The following is a 17636-nucleotide window of genomic DNA, read 5'->3' as shown; positions in this document are numbered from 1 at the left end:
GCGCCCATTGTCACGGACGGTCCGAAGCGGCGGACACCGAACGCGGGTCGAAGCCGAAGGGCAGCTCCAGGCGGTGGGCGCGCATGAGGGCGTCGTCGGAGAGCAGCTCGGACGTCTTGCCGTCGGCCGCGATGACGCCCTCGCTGAGGACGAGGGAGCGCGGGCACAGCTCCAGGGCGTACGGGAGGTCGTGCGTGACCATGAGGACGGTGACGTCCAGGGAGCGCAGGATGTCGGCGAGTTCGCGCCGGGAGGCGGGGTCGAGGTTGGACGACGGCTCGTCGAGGACGAGGATCTCCGGCTCCATGGCGAGCACCGTCGCGACGGCGACCCGGCGGCGCTGGCCGAAGGAGAGGTGGTGCGGCGGGCGGTCCTTGAACTCCGCCATGCCGACGCGCGCCAGCGCACGGTCCACGCGCGCTTCCAGCTCCGCGCCCTTCACGCCGGCGGCCGCCGGTCCGAACGCGACGTCCTCGCGCACCGTCGGCATGAACAGCTGGTCGTCCGGGTCCTGGAAGACGATCCCGACCCGGCGCCTGATCTCCGCCATGTGCTGCTTGTTGACGGGCAGCCCGGCGACGCGCACGCTGCCGGTGCCGCCGGACAGGATGCCGTTGAGGTGGAGCACGAGGGTCGTCTTGCCGGCGCCGTTCGGCCCGAGCAGCGCGACCCGTTCGCCGCGCGCGATCGAGAAGTCCACGCCGAACAGCGCCTGATGGCCGTCGGGGTAGGCGAAGGCGAGGCCGGAGACCTCCAGAGAAGCGGTCACGGCATCCGATCCATCCACGGCGTCCAGCCCACGCACAGCACTCACAGCATCCATCCCAGCAGACACACGAGCAGAGCCGCACCCGGCAGCGCGAACGCGTACGTCCACTGCGCCCGGGACGCGGTCACCTCGTCGATGACCGGCATCGAACCGGCGTAACCCCGGCTCACCATGGCGAGGTGCACGCGCTCGCCGCGCTCGTACGACCTGATGAAGAGGGCGCCCGCGGACTTCGCGAGCACTCCCCAGTGCCGCACGCCCCGTGCCTCGAAACCGCGGGACTCCCGCGCGATCCGCATGCGCCGCATCTCGTCGGTGATGACGTCGCCGTACCGGATCATGAAGGAGGCGATCTGCACGAGCAGGGGCGGCAGCTTCAGCCGCTGGAGCCCCAGCAGGAGTTCGCGCAGCTCCGTCGTCGAGGCCAGCAGCACGGACGCGGCGACGCCGAGCGTGCCCTTGGCGAGCACGTTCCAGGCGCCCCACAGGCCGCTCACGCTCAGCGAAACGCCCAGCACCTCGACCCGCTCGCCCTCCGCCACGAAGGGCATGAGCACCGCGAACGCGACGAACGGCACCTCGATCAGCAGCCGCTTGAGCAGGAATCCGGCGGGCACGCGCGCGACGTACGCGACGACGCCCAGGAGGACGGCGTACAGCCCGAAGGCCCACACCGCCTCGCGCGGTGTGGAGACGACGACCACCACGAAGCAGAACACCGCGGCGAGCTTGGTGTGCGGCGGCAGGGCGTGGACGGGGGAGTGTCCGTGCCGGTAGAGCCTGTGCGCGTGTCCGGCGCCCATCTCAGACGCCCGCGTTCACGGCAGAGACATCGGCGGCCGTGCGCCGCCTGCGTACCGCCCAGAACACCCCGCTGCCCGCGACGATCGTGGCGCCCACGCCGATCACGCCCGCGAGGCCGCCGGAGAGCCGGGCGTCGTCGACGTCCTTGACGCCGTAGTCGGCGAGCGGGGAGTCGGCGGCGGCGTGCTTCTCGGTGTTCTTGTCGATGCCCTGGTCGGCGGCGACCTTCTCCAGACCGTCGGGGCTGGCGGAGGCGTAGAAGCTGACGCCGCCCGCGAGGACGAGGGAGGTCGCCAGCCCGGCCAGCCACACCTTGCGGTGCGAGCGGGCGGCGACGGGGACGGCCACCGGGTCGGGGGCGTCGACGAGTTCGCCGTTCACCCGCAGCTTGAGCCGCTGCCGCAGGTCACGGGCGCCGTACACGAGATCCGGCCGTACCGCGACGACGGCGCCGACCGTCAGCGAGGTGATCACGGCCTCGCCGATGCCGATCAGGACGTGCACGCCGACCATCGCGGTCGTGACCTTGCCGATGGAGACGTCGGTGGTGCCGCCGATCCAGTACAGGAGCGTGAAGGCGACGGCCGCGGCCGGGACGGAGAGCAGCGCGGCGACGAAGGACGCGACGGTGACGGACCGCCGCTTGCGGGGCAGCACCTTGACCAGGGCGCGGAACACGGCGTACGCCACGACGGTCGTCACCACCGCCATGTCCGTGATGTTCACGCCGAGCGCGGTCAGCCCGCCGTCCGCGAAGAGGATGCCCTGCATGAGCAGCACGACGGACACGCACAGCACGCCGGTGCAGGGGCCGACGAGGATCGCGGCGAGGGCGCCGCCCAGCAGGTGGCCGCTGGTGCCCGCGGCGACGGGGAAGTTGAGCATCTGCACGGCGAAGATGAACGCCGCCACCAGCCCCGCCAGCGGCGCGGTCCGCTCGTCGAGCTCGCGGCGGGCGCCGCGCAGGCTCACGGCGACGGCGGCCGCGGCGACTGCTCCGGTCGCGGCGGATACGGGGGCGTCGATGAATCCGTCAGGCACATGCACCGTTAGATGATGCGGCTTAATGCGAACAACTTGCAAGAGCGATCTGATTGTGGACCCGCTGTGCCCCGCGCCCTGCGCCCCGGCGTGTGAGATGCCCGACGATGTCCGGCGTCCGGGGGCGCGCCCGGGAAAATATGCGACATTGGAAGGGAAGCGGTCGCACAGCTTCCGCACAGGTCACTCAGCGTAAGGGGCCGAGCCGATGTCCGTAGTCGAACAGTACGCGCGAGCCCACATCGTCACCGACGCCGACATCACGGTCGCGGAGCCCGAGGCCGTCCCCGTCGTCCTGCGCTACGACCCCGACGCCGACCCGCGCGCGGTGCGCGTCGGCCTGCCCGGGCCGCACGAGTGGACCTTCGAGCGGGCCCTGCTCGAACAGGGCCTGCGGGCGCCGGTGGAGGCCGGGGGAGTACGGGTGTGGCCGTGCGGGCGGGTCCAGGCTGTGGTGGAGTTCCACTCCCGGCAGGGCGTCTCTGTGGTGCAGTTCGAGTCCAAGGCCCTGCTGAGGTTCCTGCGCCGGACGTACACGGCCACCCCCGTCGGCAGCTAGCTCCCCCTCTTCAGCAGCGCCGCCACGATCGGCCCGGCGGTGTCACCGCCGTGCCCGCCCGCCTGGACGACACCGGCGGCGGCCAGGTCGCCGCGGTACGCGGTGAACCAGCCGTTGGGCTTCTTCTGGCCGTCGACCTCCGCCGAGCCGGTCTTCGCGCCGACGTTGCCGTAGACACCCTGCATCGCCTCGGCCGCCGTGCCGTAGGCCGCCGTGTACGCCATCAGCTCGCGCAGCTGGGAGAGCGTGCCCGAGGACATCGTGCGGGAGGCCTTGGCCAGCGTGCGGCCGTCCACGTCCGGGGAGACCAGGTACGGCTGCCGGAAGACGCCCGACTCCACGGTCGCCGACACCGACGCCATGTTCAGCGGGTTCATCCGCACCGCGCCCTGGCCGATCAGCGAGGCCGCCATCTGGGCCTGCGACTGCACCGGCACCGAGCCGTCGAAGGTGGGCACGCCGACCGCCCAGTTGTTCATGGACAGGCCGAAGACCTGCTGGGCCTGCTTGGTCAGGGAGTCGTTGTCCAGCTTGGGCGCCTGGCTGATGAAGGCGGTGTTGCAGGAGCGGGCGAAGCTCGCCTTGAAGGTGCCGCCCTTGATCTGGAACTTGTCGTCGTTCTGGAACTTCCAGCCGCCGTAGGTGAAGTACTTCGGGCACGGGTGCGGCTTGTCCGCCGACGCCAGGCCCTTCTCGATCAGCAGCGAGGACGTGACGACCTTCATCGTCGAGCCGGGCGCGAGCGAGCCCTGGAAGGCGACGTTGAAGCCCTTGTTGGCGTTGGCCACGGCGAGGATCTCGCCGGTCGAGGGCCGCAGCACCACGACCGACGACTGCGCCCGCTTGGCGACCTGCGCCTCGGCCGCCGCCTGGAGGGCCGGGCTGAGCGTCGTCTTCACGGTGCCCGGCGTGCCCTTGCTCAGCTCCAGCAGGGTCTTGTCGGACAGCTTGTCCTTCTTGGACTCCTTGCCGCGCACGACCTGGAGCTCGACGCCCGCCTTGCCGCCGGCCTTCTTGCCGTACTTCTCGCGCAGCCCGTCGAGCACCGACCCGAGCGAGGGGTACTTCGCGGTGGTGATCTCGCCGCCGTCGCGGTCGACGGCCTTGACGGGCGGGGTCCCGGACTCGCCGGTGACGAGGGTGTCGCCGTCCTTCAGGTCGGGGTGGACGACCGCGGAGTGCCAGTCGACCTGCGGCTTGCCGGTGGCGGTGTTCCGGACGACGGTGAGCGAACTGTCGTACGCCAGCGGCTTGGAGGTCCCCTTGTACGACACCGTCGCCTTCACCGCGAAGGGCACCTTGGCGCCGGTGCGGGTGCCGGGGGTGAGGGTGACGTCCTTGAGGTGGGCGTCCTTGGCGTAGCCCGTGAGCAGCGCGGTGGCGGCCTCGGTGTCGCTGGTGACGGCCGCGGCCTCGGTGACCTTGCCCTGCTGCCAGGACGTCAGGAACGTCCGGGCCGCGGTGTCCACCTCGGTCGCGGACAGCGGGCCCGTCTTCACCTCCGGCTTGGCGTCGGCCTCGGCGGCCGTCGCGGACGTGCGGTCCTCGGCCGCCGCTCCGCCGCCGTACAGCACATAGCCGGCGAACCCGGCGCCGCCGACGACCACGGCGACCATCCCGCCGATCACGGCGGGACGATGCGTCCTACGTCGCTCGGCGACGCGCCTTCTCTTGCCCACAGCCCTCGTTCCTCCGCGAAATACCCAGGGTCCCCGTTGCCCTCGTCCATCACCTCAACGACGGCGACCACCCTGGAGTCCCGTCCTGTGGGGGTGAGTTCGGTCTCCCGTTCAGTCCCCCGCCGCCAGTACGGCCTTCACGATCGGCCCGGCCGCGTCGACACCGTGGCCGCCCTGCTCGGTCATGGCCGCCGCGGCGACATCGCCGCGGAAGCCGGTGAACCAGCTGTTGGAGGTGGCGTTGCCGTCGACCTCCGCGGAGCCCGTCTTCGCACCGATGTCGGCGCCGCCGAGGCCCCGCATGACGTCCGCCGCGGTGCCCTGCGTGGCCGTCAGCCGCATCATCTGCTTCAGCTGGTAGACCGTGCTCGACCGCAGGCCCTCGGCGGTGGCCAGCTCCCGGCCGTCAAGGTCGGGCGAGACCAGGTACGGCTGGCGGAAGGCGCCGGTGATGGCGGTGGCCGTCACGGACGCCATGTTCAGCGGGTTCATGGTGACCTGGCCCTGCCCGATGGCGGCCGCCGCCCGGTCCGGGCCGCTGACGGCCGGGACGCTGCCGTCCTGGGAGGTGATGCCGGTCTTCCAGTTGTCGCGGCCGAGCCCGAACTTGTTCTGCGCCTCGGCCGTCATCGACTCGTCGGTCAGCGGCTTCTCGTCGATCAGCTTGATGAAGGCCGTGTTGCAGGACCGCATGAAGCTGTTGGCGAGCGTCGCGTTCTCGTTGGGCGGCAGGTTCTTGAGGTTGTGGAAGGTCTGCCCCTGCCAGATGGCGTCGGGCGGGCAGGGCGCCGGGCCGTTCATCGAGGTCACGCCGTTGTCGATGAGCATCGCGGAGGTGACGATCTTCCAGGTGGAGCCCGGGGCGACCTTGCCCTCGAAGGCCGCGTTGAAGCCGTCGTCCCGGTGGTTGGCGACCGCGAGCACCTCGCCGGTGCTCGGCTTGACGGCGACCACCGAGGAGTTGGCGTACCGCGTCACCGCCTTCTCGGCCGCCGCCTGCGCGCTCGCGCTGATGGTGGTCGGCAGCTTGCCCGCCTTGCCCTCGGCGAGCGTGAGCAGCGAGGTGTCGGGGGAGCCGTCGCCTTCGTGCCGGATGTACAGCTCGACGCCGGGTGTGCCGCCCGCCTTGGCGCCGTACTTGTCGCGCAGCGCGTCCAGGATCGGGCCCAGGGACGGGTACTTGTCCTTCTCTAGCACCTTGCCGTCGCGGTCCACCGCCTCGATGGGCGGGGTCGAGGCCGCGCCGGTGACGAGGCTGTCCTGGTCGGAGCGCAGCTGCGGGTGGACCACGGACGGCTTCCAGTCCACCAGCGCCTTGCCGGTGGTGAGGCCGCGCACGACGGTCAGGGAGCTCTTGTAGGACAGGGGCTTGGCCGTGCCCTCGTACGACACCTTCGCCTTCACGGTGAAGGGCACGGTGGTGCCCCGCGCGGTGTCCGGCGTGATCTTCACGTCGGTGATGTGCGCGTCCTCGGCGTACGAGGTGAGCAGGGTCTGCGCGGCCGCGTTGTTGTTGGTGAACTGGGCCGCGGTCGCCGCCGAGCCCTTCTCCCAGTCGGCGAAGAACTTCTCCGAGGTCTCCCGGACCTCGTCGGTGCCGGGCGGCCCGGTCTTCACCTCGGAGCCGCCCGAACCTCCGTCGCCGTTGAGCGCGGACACGATGTTGAACGCGCCGTACCCGGCCCCACCCACCATCACGGCGAACACGCCGCCGATGACGGTGGCCTTGACCCCCTTGTTCATGGAACTGAACCCCTCCCCGTTATTCAGTCCTCCGCACTGTAAGTGGGCCGAGTGACATCTGCGAGGGGAGTTTCCCTTTGTGGCCGAGTTGTTGAACTAGACCCAGGTATCCAGCCACATCCGTGAACGCCAGTCGTCGATCGGGATGGCCGTTCCGGTGTACAAGGGCCAGAAGTAGATGAAGTTCCAGGCGATCAGCAGCACCAGCACGCCCGCCCCCGTCGCGCCCGCCACCCGCCGGGTGTCACTCGCTCCCGGCGGTCCGACGATCGCGCCGATCATCATCGCCACGGCCAGGCACAGGAACGGCAGGAAGACCACGGCGTAGAAGAAGAAGATCGTCCGCTCCTGGTACATGAACCAGGGCAGGTAACCGGCCGCGACACCGCAGGCGATGGCGCCCGCCCGCCAGTCGCGGCGGAAGAACCAGCGCCAGAGCACGTACAGCACCGCGAAGGCCGCCGCCCACCACAGCAGCGGGGTGCCGATCGCGAGGACCTCGCGCGCGCACTTCTCGGTCGCGTCGACCGGGCAGCCGTCCTTGCCGGGGGCAGGGGACTCGTAGAAGTACGACACCGGGCGGCCGTCGACGATCCAGCTCCACGGGTTGGACTGGTACGTGTGCGGGGAGCTCAGGCCCACGTGGAACTCGTAGACCTGGTGCTCGTAGTGCCACAGGCTGCGCCACCAGTCCGGGAACAGCCAGGACCAGTTGCTGTTCCTGCCGTCGGTCACGGCCCAGTTGCGGTAGTAGCCGCCGGTGCCGTCGGTGGGGGAGAGGATCCAGCCGAGCCAGGAGACCAGGTACGTGGCGATCGCCACCGGGACCGTCGCCAGGAAGGTCAGGCCCAGATCGCGCCTGAAGACCGCCGCGTACGGGTGGCGGGCGCCGGCGACCTTGCGCGAACCGATGTCCCAGAGCACGGCCATCACACAGAACGCGGCCGTGATGTACAGGCCGTTCCACTTGGTGCCGATGGCCAGGCCCAGCATCAGACCGGCCAGCCAGCGCCAGGGACGCCGTCCGAGGCGGGTGTTCTCGGCGGTGTGCGCGTCCGGGCGGACCAGGCCGTCGGCGTCGGCCGGGAGGGCCGCCGCGAGTTTCTCCCGCGCCTTGTCGCGGTCGATGACCAGACAGCCGAACGCGGCCAGCACGAAGAACATCAGCACGCCGTCGAGCAGTGAGGTACGGGCCATCACGAAGGCCAGCCCGTCCACCGCCATCAGCGCGCCCGCGAGACAGCCGAGGAACGTCGAGCGGAAGATGCGGCGCCCGATCCGGCACAGCATCAGGACCGACAGCGTGCCCAGCAGCGCCGTCATGAACCGCCAGCCGAACGGGTCGAAGCCGAACATCAGCTCGCCCAGCCCGATGACGTACTTGCCGACCGGCGGATGCACGACGTACGAGGCGTCCGACGGGATGGTCACCTTGCTGCCGACGTCGAGGATGACGTCGTTGGCGTTCTTGTCCCAGGAGACCTCGAAGCCGCGGTGGACGATCGCCCACGCGTCCTTGGCGTAATACGTCTCGTCGAATATCACCGCCTTGGGGCTGCCCAGGTGCCAGAACCGGATCACGCCCGCGAACAGCGTGACGAGCAGCGGGCCGCCCCAGCCGGACCAGCGCACGAGCCGGTCGGTCAGCGTCCTCGGCAGACCGAGCGCCGCCCACATGCGCGGGTCGGGCCGCGTGTACGGCGGCACCAGCCGGTCCCGGACATCGCTTCTGGGCCCCGCCGCGTAGCCGAAACGGCGCAGCCGCTGCTGCCAGGACGGCTGCTTGTCCTGCGGCGACTGGTCCTGCCGGGTGTCCGTGGAGTCCAAGGACGACGCTGTACTGGTCACCGCGCCATCGTAGGGAACACGTCTGTGGGAGTCCCGTGGATGGGCCCTGCGAGGATGGAAACGTGACAGGAACCCTTGTTTTGGCAGGCACCCCCATCGGTGACATCGCGGACGCCCCGCCCCGGCTGGCCGAGGAACTCGCCGGTGCGGACGTGATCGCCGCCGAGGACACCCGTCGGCTGCGCCGTCTCACCCAGGCGCTCGGCGTCACCCCCAAGGGGCGTGTCGTGTCGTACTTCGAGGGCAACGAGGCGGCCCGCACCCCCGAACTGGTCGAGGAACTCGTCGGCGGCGCGCGCGTGCTGCTGGTGACGGACGCCGGCATGCCGTCGGTGTCGGACCCCGGCTACCGGCTGGTCGCGGCCTGCGTGGAGAAGGACATCCGGGTCACCGCCGTGCCGGGGCCCTCCGCCGTGCTGACGGCGCTCGCGCTGTCCGGGCTGCCGGTCGACCGGTTCTGCTTCGAGGGGTTCCTGCCGAGGAAGGCCGGAGAGCGGCTGTCGCGGCTGCGGGAGGTCGCCGAGGAGCGCCGGACCCTCGTCTACTTCGAGGCCCCGCACCGGCTCGACGACACCCTCGCCGCGATGGCCTCCGTCTTCGGCGAGGACCGGCGGGCCGCCGTCTGCCGCGAGCTGACCAAGACGTACGAGGAGGTCAAGCGCGGTCCGCTGGGGGAGCTGGCGGCGTGGGCCGCGGAGGGTGTGCGCGGGGAGATCACCGTCGTCGTGGAGGGGGCGCCCGAGAGGGGCGCGCAGGACGTGAGCGCCGAGGAGCTCGTGCGCCGGGTGCGCGTGCGCGAGGAGGCCGGTGAGCGCCGCAAGGAGGCGATCGCGGCGGTCGCGGTGGAGGCCGGGCTGCCCAAGCGGGAGGTCTTCGACGCGGTGGTGGCGGCGAAGAACGCGGGCGCGTGACCGACGGCCCGCGGTGGGGCGCACAGGGCGCCTGAGCAGGGCGCTTCTCCTCTGAGCGCGCGCCCCACGGGTGGGTAAAGGGCGAGGGTCGAAGGCAAAGCCCAGCCCCTGCCTGCAGGGCCGTTTTGGCAAGGAAAGTCCAAATCGGCTCCAACAGTCGACAGGGCTGATGCATTCGCTGCCGCGGAAGCGTCCACTGGTCGAAGGGACGCACCCGTCCCGGTGTCCAGCGGACCAGAGGAGCTGGCATGAGCGAGATCGCAGGGCAGACCGCCGCACTGCGCAGTGGCGCCACCGCCGTCGTCCACGAGTCGTACTCCTTCGCCTGCATGCGCTGCGGGCACGGCTGGGAGCAGTCGTACGAGATAGAGCACCACACCGACGCCGACGGCCACGACTTCGTCATCTACGTCGCCGACCACCGGGTCGTCCCGTCACCGCTGTCCCGTCCCACGTGCCAGAACTGCGACGGACACGTCGTGCGCATCATGCGGCCCGGACAGGTCTCGTCGGTGCTCGACGCGGTCCACCGCCATCAGCACCGCACCCCGCCGGCCGGCCCCGTGGAGGTGCCGGAGGTGCCCGCACAGGGCAAGGAGCGCCACCACTGGCACCTGTCCGATCTCCTGCACCCCTTCCACCACCGCAAGGCGAGCTGAGCTCCGCCGATCGGCAGGGCATGCCCCTTTCGTAGGATCGGGGCATGCCTTCGAACTCCTCCGACGCCTCCGGCAAGAACGCCGCGCCGCCGCTCCCGGAGCCCCTCCGGGTGCCCGTCGCCGACTCCCACACCCACCTCGACATGCAGTCCGGGACGGTGGAGGAGGCGCTCGCGAAGGCCGCGTCGGTGGGCGTGACCACCGTCGTGCAGGTCGGCTGCGACATCAAGGGCTCGCAGTGGGCCGCGGAGACGGCCGCCGCCTTCGACAGCGTCCACGCGACCGTCGCCCTGCACCCCAACGAGGCGCCGCGCATCGTCCACGGCGACCCCGACGGCTGGTCCCGCCAGGGCGCGCGGCAGCCGGGGGGCGCGCAGGCGCTCGACGAGGCGCTCGCCGAGATCGACCGCCTGGCCGCGCTGCCCCAGGTCAAGGGCGTCGGCGAGACCGGCCTCGACCACTTCCGCACCGGCCCCGGGGGCAAGGAGGCGCAGGAGCGCTCCTTCCGCGCCCACATCGAGATCGCCAAGCGGCACGGCAAGACCCTCGTCATCCACGACCGCGACGCCCACGAGGACGTCCTGCGCGTGCTGAAGGAGGAGGGCGCCCCGGAGCGGACGGTGTTCCACTGCTACTCCGGAGACGCGGAGATGGCGGAGGTGTGCGCGCGCGAGGGCTACTTCATGTCCTTCGCCGGCAACGTCACCTTCAAGAACGCCCAGAACCTGCGGGACGCGGTGGCGGTGGCCCCGGCGGACCTGCTCCTGGTGGAGACCGACGCGCCCTTCCTGACGCCGGTGCCGTACCGCGGACGGCCCAACGCGCCGTATCTCATTCCGGTCACGGTGCGCGCGATGGCCGCGGTGCGGGGGATCGACGAGGACACGCTGGCCACGGCACTCGCCGCCAACACGGCACGCGCGTTCGGCTACTGAACACCACTCTGTGTACTCGCGTCGCTTTGGAGAGTGACGGACACTCCGCTAGGTTCTGGGTCTCTCTGGACCCTGGAGCGTGTCGTCGTGAGCAACTCCCAGTACCAGACGTACGAACCGTACGGCGCGGCCTACGACCCGCACAGTGCGGAGACGCTGGCGTACGGCGTGCGGGGGGCGCCGGCACCGCCGATGCCGGTGGCGTACGCGGACACCTACCGGCCCGCTTACGACCTTCCCGAAGCGCCTGTGCCCGTGCCCGCGTCCGTGCCCGCGTCCGTCCCCGCGCCCTCTTCGGGCGCCGTGGAGAGCCGTCGCGCCGCGCGCCGGCGCAAGGCGCGAGGACCCGAGCGCACGGACGGCACCATGCGCCGCCTGCTGCCGCAGGCACTGGTCGTCGCGTTCCTCGCCGGCGGCACCACCGCGTTCGTCGCCAAGGACAAGGCGATCGAGCTGACCGTCGACGGCAAGCCGCGCACCCTGCACACCTTCGCCGACGACGTGACCGAGCTGCTCGCCGAGGAAGGCGTCGACGTGGGGGCGCACGACGTCGTCGCTCCCGCCCCCGGCACGGCGCTCAGCAGCGGCGACGAGATCGCGGTGCACTACGGCCGCCCCGTGCGGCTCACGCTCGACGGGCAGCGGCACGAGGTGTGGACGACGGCGCACACGGTGGAAGGGGCGCTCAAGCAGCTGGGGGTGCGCGCGGAGGGCGCGTACCTGTCGATGGCGCGCTCCCAGCGCATCGGGCGCGAGGGGCTCACGCTGGACGTGCGCACCGAGCGCGCGGTCACCGTCATGGCCGACGGCCGGTCGCGGACCGTGCGCACCAACGCGGCGACCGTCCGGGAGGTCGTCGAGGAGGCCGGGATCACGCTGCGCGGGCAGGACACCACGTCGGTCGCGCCGGAGAGCTTCCCGCGCGACGGGCAGACGGTGACCGTGCTGCGGATCACGGGCACGAAGGAGGTCCGCGAGGAGACGATCCCGTTCCGGGTCGAGCGCAGCGAGGACGCCTCCCTGTTCAAGGGCACGGAGGTCGTCGAGCAGGCCGGCCGGGAAGGGGTGCGGCGGGTCACGTACTCCCTGCGCACCGTCAACGGCGTCCGGCAGAAGCCGCGCCGGATCAGGACCGAGGTGGTGCGGGAGCCGCGCGACCAGGTGGTGAAGGTGGGCACGAAGCCGTTGCCGACGTCCGTGCAGGGAGCGGACGGGCTGAACTGGCAGGGGCTGGCGGCCTGCGAGTCCGGAGGCCGGCCGAACGCGGTGGACCCCTCCGGGACGTACGGCGGGCTGTACCAGTTCGACACCCGGACCTGGCAGAGCCTGGGCGGCAGCGGACGGCCGCAGGACGCCCCGGCGGCGGAACAGACGTTCCGGGCGAAGAAGCTGTACGTGCGGCGGGGCGCGAGTCCCTGGCCGCACTGCGGCACGCGGCTGCACGGCTGACACCGCGCCGGGCACGGCGACCGGCTCGGGGGTGCCGTACCCGGCTCAGCGGTGTCCGAGCCGGGCGAGCCGCCCCCGTACCCTTGTCCCGTGACCAGCAGCCCCACCCCCGACGCCCTCCTCGGCCCCGCCGACATCCGTGAGCTCGCGGACGTTCTCGGTGTGCGGCCGACCAAGCAGCGCGGACAGAACTTCGTCATCGACGCGAACACGGTCCGCCGGATCGTCCGCACCGCCGACGTACGGCCGGACGACGTGGTCGTGGAGGTCGGGCCGGGGCTCGGGTCGCTCACGCTCGCGCTGCTGGAGGCCGCCGAGCGCGTCACGGCCGTCGAGATCGACGACGTGCTCGCCGCCGCGCTGCCCGCCACCATCGCCGCGCGCATGCCCGAGCGGGCCGAGCGGTTCGCGCTGGTGCACTCCGACGCCATGCACGTCACCGAGCTGCCGGGACCGGCCCCGACCGCGCTGGTCGCGAACCTGCCGTACAACGTCGCCGTGCCCGTCCTGCTGCACATGCTCGACACCTTCCCGAGCATCGAGCGCACGCTGGTGATGGTGCAGGCGGAGGTCGCCGACCGGCTCGCCGCCGGGCCCGGCTCCCGGGTGTACGGCGTGCCGTCCGTCAAGGCCAACTGGTACGCCGAGGTCAAGCGGGCCGGCTCCATCGGGCGCAATGTCTTCTGGCCCGCGCCCAACGTCGACAGCGGGCTGGTGTCGCTGGTGCGGCGCGCCGAGCCGATCGGGACCAGCGCCTCCAAGCGGGAGGTCTTCGCCGTCGTGGACGCCGCGTTCGCGCAGCGCCGCAAGACCCTGCGGGCCGCGCTCGCCGGCTGGGCCGGGTCCGCGGCCGCCGCCGAGGCCGCCCTCGTCGCCGCCGGGGTCTCGCCGCAGGCGCGCGGGGAGTCGCTGACGGTCGAGGAGTTCGCGCGGATCGCGGAGAACAAGGCTCAGCAGGAGCAGGGCCAGGAACAGGAGCAGGGTCGGGAGCAGGGCCAGAGCCAGGGCCAGGAGCAGGGCCAGAGCCAGGGCCAGGAGCAGGAGCAGGAGCAGCAGTGAGCGTCACCGTCCGCGTTCCCGCCAAGGTCAACGTCCAGCTCGCGGTCGGCGCCGCCCGGCCCGACGGGTTCCACGACCTGGCCAACGTCTTCCTCGCCGTCGGCCTCTACGACGAGGTGACGGTCACGCCCGCCGACGAACTCCGCGTCACCTGCGAGGGTCCCGACGCCGCGCTCGTCCCCCTCGACCGCACGAACCTCGCCGCGCGGGCCGCGCTGATCCTGGCCGAGCGGCGCGGCATCGAGCCCGCCGTGCACCTCCACATCGCCAAGGACATCCCGGTCGCGGGCGGCATGGCCGGGGGCAGCGCCGACGGCGCCGGTGCCCTGCTGGCCTGCGACGCGCTGTGGGGCACGAACGCCTCCCGTGAGGAACTTCTCGACATCTGCGCCGAGTTGGGCAGCGACGTGCCGTTCAGTCTGGTCGGCGGGGCGGCGCTCGGCATCGGGCGGGGGGAGAAGCTGACCCCGCTCGACGTCGGCGGGACCTTCCACTGGGTCTTCGCGATGGCCGAGCGCGGACTGTCCACCCCGGCCGTCTTCCGGGAGTTCGACCGGCTCACCGCGCACGAGGACGTGCCCGAGCCCGTCGCCTCCGAGCCGCTGCTCGACGCGCTCGCCGAGGGCGACCCCGACGCGCTCGCCGCCGCGGTCTCCAACGACCTCCAGCCTGCCGCGCTCTCCCTCTTCCCGGAGCTCGCCGACACCCTCGCCGCGGGCCGCACCGCCGGTGCGCTCGCCGCGCTGGTGTCGGGGTCGGGGCCGACGACGGCGTTCCTCGCGCGCGATCCGGAATCCGCGGCGAAGGTGGCGGAGGCGCTGCGCGCATCCGGCACATGCCGTTCTGTGCGCGTCGCGGCGGGGCCCGCGCCGGGCGCGACCGTCGTGGCCGGAAACTGACGTTCTGCCGACACCCCCCGGCGGCCCGGGGGTTCGGCCACGACGCGGCGTGACCGCGTCTTCGCGCTATCTCCACATGGATGACCGCGAAAGCAGTACGTGCGCGAAACCAGGGGCCTCTAGGGTCACTTGACACTTCGAGCGCCACTGTCGTCCGGCCCGCCGGACGCCGCCCGGCGCCCAGTCGAACGACCCCTTGGAAGGCACGTCCGTGTCCGAACAGCCCCCCACCACCCCGTCCCACCGCAGGAAGCGGTCCCTGTCACGCCGTGGCGTGCTCGGTGCCGCCGGAGCCGTCGCCGCCGGGGCCGCCCTGACCCCGGTGGTCTTCGCGGCGACCGACAGCGACTCCGACTCCGGTACGGCCGACTCCGGCACGACCCCCGAGAAGTTCCCGGCGACCCGCTCCGAGGCCACCACCGGCGCCGGTACGGTCACCACCGCCTTCGCCGCCTCCTATGTCGGCGTCCGCTGGAACGGCCCCGCGGCCTCGCTCCGCCTCGCCGACGGCGCCTGGCGGACGCTGAGCGGCGGCTGCGCGACCGTCGAGGACGGCGGTACGGCCCTGGTCGCGGCCGGTGACGTCACGTCGTACGTGGTGAAGGCGGCGGACGGCACGACCGACGTGCGCTCGCTCGCGATCGACACCACCGACGGCCCGAAGCGCACCGTGCGGGTGCCCTCGGAGCCCACGCGCGTGCGCGGTGTGCGCTGTCTGTCGCGGCCGGCGTGGGGCGCGGACGAGTCGAAGCGGTACAAGGACGGCGTGGTCAACTCGCCGGAGAAGTACTACCCGTTGCAGGCGATCACCGTCCACCACACGGACACCCCGAACGGCGACGCCGACCCGGCCGCGACGGTCCGGGCGATCTACGAGTACCACGCGGTCACCCTCGACTGGGGCGACATCGGCTACCACTTCCTCATCGACGAGGCCGGAGTCGTCTACGAGGGCCGCTACTCCGGCGACGACGGCGTGCCCGCCTTCGACCCGGACGGCAACGTCGTCACCGCCTTCCACACCGCCGGCTACAACTCCGGCAACCTCGGCATCGCACTCCTCGGCACCCTCACCGACCAGGGCCCGACGGACGCGGCGAAGGCCGCGCTGACCCGACTCGTCAAGGTCGTCGCCCGCTTCAAGGGCCTCGACCCGCAGGCGAGGATCACGTACACCAACCCGGTCAACGGCGTGACCAAGGACGCGACGACGGTCAGCGGCCACCGCGACTGGCTCCAGACCGACTGCCCGGGACAGACGATGTACGACCTCCTGGACGAGGTCAGGGCGGCGGCAGGGCGCTGACCTGCGCGGGGATCGGTCACCGAACGGCGCGGTCTAGGCTGGGAGGCTGATCGATCCCCCTGGGCAGGAGAGAAATGGCCGTCAACCTGGTCAATGTCGAGAACGTCAGCAAGGTGTACGGCACCCGTGCCCTGCTGGACGGTGTCTCGCTCGGCGTCTCCGAGGGCGATCGCATCGGTGTCGTCGGCCGCAACGGCGACGGCAAGACCACCCTGATCCGGATGCTGGCCAAGCTGGAGGAGGCCGACACCGGCCGCGTCACGCACTCCGGCGGACTGCGCCTCGGCGTCCTCACCCAGCACGACTCCCTGGACTCCACGGCGACCGTCCGCCATGAGGTCATCCGGGACATGGCCGACCACGAGTGGGCGGGCAACGCCAAGATCCGGGACGTGCTCACCGGGCTGTTCGGCGGGCTCGACCTGCCGGGCTTCCCGCAGGGGCTGGACACCGTCATCGGCCCGCTCTCCGGTGGTGAGCGCCGCCGTATCGCGCTCGCCAAGCTGCTCATCGAGGAACAGGACCTGATCGTCCTCGACGAGCCGACCAACCACCTCGACGTCGAGGGCATCTCCTGGCTCGCCCAGCACCTGCGCGAGCGCCGCTCCGCCCTCGTCTGCGTCACCCACGACCGCTGGTTCCTCGACCAGGTCTGCACCCGCATGTGGGACGTGCAGAAGGGTGACGTCTACGAGTACGAGGGCGGCTACTCCGACTACGTCTTCGCCCGCGCCGAGCGCGAGCGCATCGCGGCGACGGAGGAGGCCAAGCGGCAGAACCTGGTCCGCAAGGAGCTGGCCTGGCTGCGCCGCGGCGCCCCCGCCCGTACGTCGAAGCCGCGCTTCCGCGTCGAGGCCGCCAACGAGCTCATCAAGGACGTGCCGCCGCCGCGCGACACCAGCGAGCTGATGAAGTTCGCCTCCTCGCGGCTCGGCAAGACCGTCTTCGACCTGGAGGACGTGACCGTCCAGGCCGGGCCCAAGGTCCTCCTCAAGCACGTCACCTGGCAGCTCGGCCCCGGCGACCGCATCGGCCTCGTCGGCGTCAACGGCGCCGGCAAGACCTCGCTGCTGCGGGCCATGGCGCAGGCCGCCCGCACCGAGGGCGAGGCGCAGCCGGCCGGCGGCCGGGTCGTCGTCGGCAAGACGGTCAAGCTCGCCTACCTGTCTCAGGAGGTCGCCGAGCTCAACCCGAACCTGCGGGTCCTGGAAGCCGTCCAGCAGGTGCGTGACCGCGTCGACCTCGGCAAGGGGCGCGAGATGACCGCCGGGCAGCTGTGCGAGACGTTCGGCTTCTCCAAGGAGAAGCAGTGGACGCCGGTCGGCGACCTGTCGGGTGGTGAGCGGCGCAGGCTTCAGCTTCTCCGTCTCCTGATGGACGAGCCCAACGTCCTCTTCCTCGACGAGCCCACCAACGACCTCGACATCGAGACGCTGACCCAGCTGGAGGACCTCCTCGACGGCTGGCCCGGCTCGATGATCGTCATCTCCCACGACCGCTTCTTCGTCGAGCGCACCACCGACCGCGTCTTCGCCCTCCTCGGCGACGCCACCCTGCGGATGCTGCCGCGCGGTATCGACGAGTACATCGAGCGCCGCCACAAGATGGAGGAGGCGGCGGCAGCGAGCGCACCCGTCGTCCAGAAGGCCGTCCCGGAGAAGAGCGCGGCCGACCAGCGCGCCGCCAAGAAGGAACTCCAGAAGATCGAGCGGCAGCTCGACAAGATCTCCGAGAAGGAGACCAAGCTGCACGACCAGATCGCCGCGAACGCCACGGACTTCGCGAAGGTGGCCGAACTCGACGCCGAGCTGCGTGCCTTGGCGGGCGAGCGCGAGGAGCTGGAGATGCGCTGGCTGGAACTCGCCGAGGATGCGTGAGGCACCTCCGGCCGGCGCCTGCGGGCGGCGCGCGCGCCGCGTGAAGAGGGCGTGAAGGCGCATAACAGTGGCATCACGGGCCGGTCCTCCCTTGGGTA

Annotated in this window: 15 protein-coding genes; 9 read left to right on the top strand and 6 right to left on the bottom strand. The window is 71.6% G+C overall.

The window, feature by feature from the left end; all coding sequences use genetic code 11:
• Positions 1-10: 10 nt before the first annotated feature.
• From DI272_RS19705 to DI272_RS19695, 3 genes are read right to left on the bottom strand one after another with little or no spacing between them, the layout of a single operon-like run.
• Positions 11-823, bottom strand: coding sequence for an energy-coupling factor ABC transporter ATP-binding protein (locus tag DI272_RS19705; protein WP_109496639.1), 813 nt, complete (start codon positions 821-823; stop codon positions 11-13).
• Positions 811-1572: a cobalt ECF transporter T component CbiQ gene (gene cbiQ, locus DI272_RS19700; RefSeq protein ID WP_109496638.1), complete on the bottom strand. Its 762-nt coding sequence runs from the start codon at positions 1570-1572 to the stop codon at positions 811-813. Before cbiQ ends, DI272_RS19705 begins: the two co-directional genes overlap by 13 nt.
• Position 1573: 1 nt before the next feature.
• Positions 1574-2620 (bottom strand): energy-coupling factor ABC transporter permease, encoded by a 1047-nt coding sequence (locus DI272_RS19695; protein ID WP_109496637.1) that lies wholly within the window; start codon positions 2618-2620, stop codon positions 1574-1576.
• A 202-nt stretch (positions 2621-2822) separates the two neighbouring features.
• On the opposite strand from DI272_RS19695, the gene DI272_RS19690 reads away from it, so the two are divergent.
• A complete protein-coding gene (locus DI272_RS19690; RefSeq protein WP_109496636.1) occupies positions 2823-3173 on the top strand; it encodes an SsgA family sporulation/cell division regulator in 351 nt (116 codons plus the stop codon).
• On the opposite strand, the gene DI272_RS19685 is transcribed toward DI272_RS19690, so the two are convergent.
• From DI272_RS19685 to DI272_RS19675, 3 genes are all read right to left on the bottom strand, one after another.
• Positions 3170-4852, bottom strand: a complete 1683-nt coding sequence (locus DI272_RS19685) for a penicillin-binding transpeptidase domain-containing protein (RefSeq protein WP_109496635.1) — start codon at positions 4850-4852, stop codon at positions 3170-3172. The two genes, DI272_RS19690 and DI272_RS19685, sit on opposite strands and share 4 nt — an antisense overlap.
• Before the next feature lie 111 nt (positions 4853-4963).
• On the bottom strand, positions 4964-6595 hold the full coding sequence (locus tag DI272_RS19680; RefSeq protein WP_109496634.1) for a penicillin-binding transpeptidase domain-containing protein: 1632 nt from the start codon (positions 6593-6595) through the stop codon (positions 4964-4966).
• Between the two features lie 96 nt (positions 6596-6691).
• Positions 6692-8443, bottom strand: a complete 1752-nt coding sequence (locus DI272_RS19675) for a dolichyl-phosphate-mannose--protein mannosyltransferase (protein ID WP_109496633.1) — start codon at positions 8441-8443, stop codon at positions 6692-6694.
• A gap of 62 nt (positions 8444-8505) precedes the next feature.
• Between DI272_RS19675 and rsmI the strand changes: the two genes are divergently transcribed.
• The 8 genes from rsmI (at position 8506) to DI272_RS19635 (ending at position 17538) form a co-directional block, all read left to right on the top strand.
• Entirely contained in the window at positions 8506-9354 is an 849-nt protein-coding gene (gene rsmI / locus DI272_RS19670) for a 16S rRNA (cytidine(1402)-2'-O)-methyltransferase (protein ID WP_109496632.1), read from the top strand.
• Between the two features lie 248 nt (positions 9355-9602).
• Entirely contained in the window at positions 9603-10013 is a 411-nt protein-coding gene (locus tag DI272_RS19665) for a hypothetical protein (protein WP_109496631.1), read from the top strand.
• A gap of 44 nt (positions 10014-10057) precedes the next feature.
• Positions 10058-10948 carry a TatD family hydrolase gene (locus DI272_RS19660; RefSeq protein WP_109496630.1) on the top strand — a complete coding sequence of 297 codons (891 nt, stop codon included), beginning with the start codon at positions 10058-10060 and terminating at the stop codon, positions 10946-10948.
• 87 nt (positions 10949-11035) lie between these two features.
• Entirely contained in the window at positions 11036-12397 is a 1362-nt protein-coding gene (locus DI272_RS19655; protein WP_109496629.1) for a resuscitation-promoting factor, read from the top strand.
• A 90-nt stretch (positions 12398-12487) separates the two neighbouring features.
• Positions 12488-13456, top strand: coding sequence for a 16S rRNA (adenine(1518)-N(6)/adenine(1519)-N(6))-dimethyltransferase RsmA (gene rsmA, locus DI272_RS19650; RefSeq protein ID WP_258314608.1), 969 nt, complete (start codon positions 12488-12490; stop codon positions 13454-13456).
• Positions 13453-14355, top strand: coding sequence for a 4-(cytidine 5'-diphospho)-2-C-methyl-D-erythritol kinase (locus DI272_RS19645; protein ID WP_109496628.1), 903 nt, complete (start codon positions 13453-13455; stop codon positions 14353-14355). The genes rsmA and DI272_RS19645 overlap by 4 nt, the downstream gene beginning before the upstream one ends.
• A gap of 211 nt (positions 14356-14566) precedes the next feature.
• Positions 14567-15661 carry a peptidoglycan recognition family protein gene (locus tag DI272_RS19640; protein WP_309221663.1) on the top strand — a complete coding sequence of 365 codons (1095 nt, stop codon included), beginning with the start codon at positions 14567-14569 and terminating at the stop codon, positions 15659-15661.
• A gap of 74 nt (positions 15662-15735) precedes the next feature.
• On the top strand, positions 15736-17538 hold the full coding sequence (locus DI272_RS19635) for an ABC-F family ATP-binding cassette domain-containing protein (protein ID WP_109496626.1): 1803 nt from the start codon (positions 15736-15738) through the stop codon (positions 17536-17538).
• The last annotated feature ends 98 nt before the right edge of the window (positions 17539-17636 follow it).

The sequence above is a fragment of the Streptomyces sp. Act143 genome, from assembly GCF_003143935.1.
Lineage (GTDB): Bacteria > Actinomycetota > Actinomycetes > Streptomycetales > Streptomycetaceae > Streptomyces.
The sequence above is the reverse complement of the archived record's forward strand: the minus strand, read 5'-3'. Positions and strand labels throughout refer to the sequence as shown.